This is a genomic window from Oleiphilus sp. HI0123, assembly GCF_001635315.1.
Map to the genome: position 1 here is coordinate 1 of NZ_LWGE01001301.1, position 4622 is coordinate 4622.

5 protein-coding genes are annotated in these 4622 nt (G+C 43.0%); all 5 read left to right on the plus strand.

Annotation, left to right across the window (positions count from 1 at the left end):
• The coding region (pilM, locus tag A3761_RS15760) for a type IV pilus assembly protein PilM (protein WP_156491886.1) at positions 1-677 on the plus strand (677 nt) is incomplete at its 5' end.
• On the plus strand, positions 677-1261 hold the full coding sequence (locus tag A3761_RS15765) for a PilN domain-containing protein (RefSeq protein ID WP_068553392.1): 585 nt from the start codon (positions 677-679) through the stop codon (positions 1259-1261). The genes pilM and A3761_RS15765, both read left to right, overlap by 1 nt.
• Positions 1261-1947: a type 4a pilus biogenesis protein PilO gene (locus A3761_RS15770; RefSeq protein WP_082865054.1), complete on the plus strand. Its 687-nt coding sequence runs from the start codon at positions 1261-1263 to the stop codon at positions 1945-1947. The genes A3761_RS15765 and A3761_RS15770 overlap by 1 nt, the downstream gene beginning before the upstream one ends.
• Positions 1947-2486, plus strand: coding sequence for a pilus assembly protein PilP (locus A3761_RS15775; RefSeq protein ID WP_068506594.1), 540 nt, complete (start codon positions 1947-1949; stop codon positions 2484-2486). Before A3761_RS15770 ends, A3761_RS15775 begins: the two co-directional genes overlap by 1 nt.
• An 88-nt stretch (positions 2487-2574) precedes the next feature.
• Positions 2575-4622 (plus strand): type IV pilus secretin PilQ family protein (gene pilQ, locus A3761_RS15780; RefSeq protein WP_068750470.1); only part of this gene is annotated, 2048 nt, incomplete at its 3' end.

Here is a 4622-nt window from a genome sequence, read left to right on the forward strand (position 1 = left end):
GCGAGTCAGAGTCGGGCGCTGACCAGGTTGATATATTATTAGCTGCTTGTCGAAAAGAGAATGTTGAACTTCGGGAAGAAGCCCTGGAAATTGGTGGCTTAACATCGAAAGTTATCGATATCGAAGCTTACGCAATTGAACGATCCTTTGAACTTGTCGGTTCGCAAATTGGCGTTGAAGGTGAAGAGCAGACAGTCGCAATTGTCGATGTTGGCTCAACGATGACGACATTGAGCGTACTTGCCGATGGCAAAACGATCTATACAAGAGAGCAGTTATTTGGTGGGCGTCAACTGACAGAAGAAATTCAGCGACGTTATGGCTTATCTTTTGAAGAGGCCGGGCTAGCTAAAAAGCAAGGTGGCTTGCCAGATGACTACGAGCGTGAAGTCTTAGCTCCTTTCAAAGAGGCAGTCGTTCAACAAGTCGCCCGTTCATTACAGTTCTTCTTTTCCTCAAGCCAATATAATGAAGTCGATTATGTCGTGCTTGCTGGTGGTGTTGCGTCAATAAATGGACTTGTAGAACTGGTTGAAGAGAAAGCAGGGATCAAGACTATAGTGGCTAACCCTTTCGTTGATATGACCCTAAGCTCGAAGGTGAATGCGTCTGCTTTAAGTAATGATGCACCTTCTTTGATGATTGCTTGTGGTTTGGCTATGAGGAGTTTTGATTAATGCCTTCTATTAACCTTAGGCCGTGGCGAGAAGAACTCCGAGCCGAGAAACAGAGGAATTTTATTACCTCGTTGATCGGTGTCCTTGTTGTTGCAGTGGTACTTGTATTCCTGTGGCAAGACTATGTTAGTTCCGAAATTGAAACTCAAAAGTCTCGAAATAATTATTTAAGCTCTTCAATGGCTGAGCTGGATAAGAAAATTAAAGAGATCAAAGAGCTGAAAAAAGAAAAGAAAGAGCTTTTGGATAGAATGAAGGTCATTCAGGACTTACAGGGAACACGCCCGGTTATCGTTCGTGTGATGGATGAGTTGGTGAGAACACTTCCAGATGGTCTTTATTATGAAAGCCTTGAGCGAAAAGAGGATCTCATAGAGATTACGGGTTTGGCTGAATCTAATAACCGTATTTCAGGTTTGATGCGAAACTTTGAAACATCAGTCTGGTTTTCTAACCCTAATCTGAAAGACGTGAGTGCGATTAAAGGTGATGACGGGACTCTAAATAGTTTTGATCTTAGTGTTAAGCAGGTGACGCCTGAGTTAGCTGAAGATCAGGAATCAAGTGAAAAGGGGACTAAATAGTGGGTTTTTCTGAATCTATGGAAAGCCTGAAAGGCTTTGATCCCAATGATATAGACTTTAATAATGCAGGCTCATGGCCTGCACCTGTTAAAGCGGTCGTTTTAGTTGTTGTATTTTTAGTATTGATTGTAGGCGGTTATTTCTTCCTGATTCAGGATCAATATACTGAATTTGATAGAGTCGCTGCAGAAGAAGCAAACTTGAAGCAACAATATGAAAGTAGAGCGTATAAAGTGGCAAATCTGGAGGCTTTTCGTCTGCAGATGGACGACATGAAAAAATCTTTTGGTGTGCTTCTTAAGCAGTTACCTGCAAAAACAGAGGTTCCGGGTCTACTTGAAGATATTACCAATACCGGGCTGGGAAGTGGCTTAGAAATTGAGTCTATTCAGTTGAAACCCGAGGTTTCTAAAGAGTTCTATGTTGAATTGCCAATGGAGATCGTGGTTGCCGGCACTTATCATGACATTGCGTCTTTTGTGAGTGGTGTTGCAAGCTTGCCTCGAATCGTGACTTTGCATGATATGAATATTTCCAAGATGCAGAGTAAGTCTAAAGGAAATAGTCAGGGGCGCAGCAGTCATAAGCTGCAAATGACTGTGCAAGCGAAGACATATCGTTATGGTACTGAGGCAGACAGAGAAAAAAGTAGGCAATCTAAGAAGAAGAAAGGGAGGAGAAGATAATGAATAAAATTTTCTTGTCTCTCGTGCTCGTATCAAGTGTTCTATTGAGTGGTTGTGGTACGAGTAGTGGCTTTGGTGATTTAGATCGCTTTATGGCAGAGGCTGATGCCAAGCCGCGTGGAAAAATAGAGGCTTTGCCTGAAGTACAAGTATATAGAGCATTTACATACAGTGCTGCGAATAGACGTTCACCTTTTTTGCCGCCTGAAGATGTTGTGGTAAGCGTGGTAGAGATACAAAAAGATCAAAGTAACGTTAAGCCGGATTTTGATCGAGTTCCTGAGGTTCTGGAGTCATACTCTCTAGGGCAGTTAAAAATGGTTGGTACGCTTCAGCGAAATGAACAAGATATTTTGTGGGCGCTGATTGCTGATGAGTTGCAGAGCGTACATATGGCCAAGGTTGGGCAGTATATGGGTAAAAACCATGGCCGAATTGTAGATGTAAGAGTTGGTCAGATTGATTTGATTGAAATTGTTCCCAACGGATATGGCGGCTGGCTTGAAAGGCCGCGAACCATCTCGCTGGACGATCAGTAATTAAGGGGGCTTGGGAATAATGAATGATATATCAAATAGAGCAAACATGTTTAAGTCAAAAGTAAGTAGAATATTAAGGTTTACAGAAATGGTTCTTCAGACGCGTAAATTAATAACCCTGATTGGAGTTTGCTTCTTTGCAGTAATGAATGCAAATGCCGCTAACCTTAACGATGTTAGCTTTGCTTCTCTGCCTGGAGATCGAGTTGAAATTTCCTTGATTTTTGATGAAACGCCGCCGGAAGTGAATGGCTATACGATTGAAAAACCAGCAAGAATAGCGCTCGATTTACCGGGTGCTAGCAGTAAGCTGGCAGAGAAATACCATAATCTTGGTATGGGAAATGCGAAACGCATGACTGTAATCGGCACCAAGGACCGAACCCGTGTAATTCTTGATTTAGTTGACTTAGTGCCCTATAGCACGCGAACGAGTGGAAATACGCTGTTTGTATTGGTGGGCTCAGAGGGTGCTGGTGAAGCATACCAAGCTGTCGCGTCATCGCCAGAAGCAATGCCAGCAGCGAATACGTTTTCTAGGAAAGTTGCTGCGGATAGAAATGGCATAACCAATATTGACTTTCAGCGTGGTGAAAAGGGCGATGGCCAGATAGTCGTTAGCTTTGCTTCGCCTGACGTAGATATTGATATGTCAGAAGTGGGTGGCCATATTCAGTTGCGCATGCCAAAGGTTGACTTACCTATGGGGCTTCGACAGCGTCTAGATGTTGTCGACTTTGCAACACCTGTTCGTCGTATTGATTCAGATATCGTTGATGGTGATGCCTTAATTAGAATTAAAGCTTCTGGTCATTATGATTACCTGGCTTACCAGGCTGATAATAAATTTACCGTGAGTGTTGAAGCGCTAACAGAAGAAGAAGTCGATCAGCGTAAACAGGATAAGTTCCCGTTTACAGGTGAAAAGCTATCTTTGAACTTCCAGAATATTGAAGTGCGAGCTGTTCTTCAGTTAATTGCTGACTTTACCAGCCTTAACTTGGTCGCAAGTGATACCGTGGGTGGAAGTATTACCCTTCGTTTACAGAATGTACCTTGGGATCAGGCTCTAGAGCTGATTCTAAAAACAAAAGGATTAGATAAGCGAACGGTGGGTAATGTACTGCTTGTCGCTCCAGCCGAAGAAATAGCGGCGCGTGAAAAGCTTGAATTGGAAGCTAACCGACAGGTTGCAGCATTAGCGCCGGTACGTTTGGAGATCGTTCAGATTAACTATGCAAAAGCGGCAGATATTGTAGAGCTGTTGCGTCAGGATAGTGAGTTGATTTCTGAACGAGGTTTTATTTCATCTGATGAACGAACAAATACAATTAGTGTCAGAGAAACGTCGGAGAAGCAGGAGCAGATTCGTAAATTGATTTCTACTTGGGATATTCCGGTTCGTCAGGTATTGATTGAGGCTAGAATTGTAAGAGCTCGTTCGAATATAGCTGAAGAAATGGGTATTCAGTGGGGCGGTGGCGCTCTTGACCAAAGTGGAGATAATTTGTTCACTATTGGTGGTTCGACAGCGACGCTTTCTGAATTGACTGATATTGCTGGCCAGAATGGTACAGGAATTTCTTTTCCAGGAGCTTTAGCTGTTGATTTAGGTGTGACCAGGTCAAACAGTTCTTCATTGGCGGTTGGCTTCGGCGGAGACAATTTCTTGATAGATATGGAATTGTCTGCTTTCGAGTCCGACGGTAAAGGTGAGATCGTTGCTCAGCCGAAAATTGTAACGGCTGATCGTCAAACTGCGACAATTAAATCGGGTGAGGAAATTCCTTATCAGGAAGCTTCGTCTTCTGGTGCAACCTCAGTTTCCTTTAAAGAGGCCGTGCTATCTTTAGAAGTGACGCCTCAAATTACGCCAGACGATCAGGTAATTATGGATCTTAAGATCAATCAGGATAACCGTGGCGAAGTGACAGCAGGTATTCCAAGTATTGAAACAAATGAGGTACTAACTCAAGTACTTGTTGGTAATGGTGAAACGGTTGTCTTGGGTGGTATTTTCCAGTCTGAACGATCTACAACTGTTACTAAAACGCCTTTCTTAGGTGATATCCCATACTTAGGTGCTTTATTTACCAAGACTGAAGAGATAGATGAGCGTGCTGAATTACTTATCTT

Coding starts and splice junctions, on each gene's coding strand:
- A3761_RS15775 (WP_068506594.1), top strand. CDS start 1,947: ATGAATAAAATTTTCTTGTCTCTCGTGCTCGTATCAAGTGTTCTATTG.
- A3761_RS15765 (WP_068553392.1), top strand. CDS start 677: ATGCCTTCTATTAACCTTAGGCCGTGGCGAGAAGAACTCCGAGCCGAG.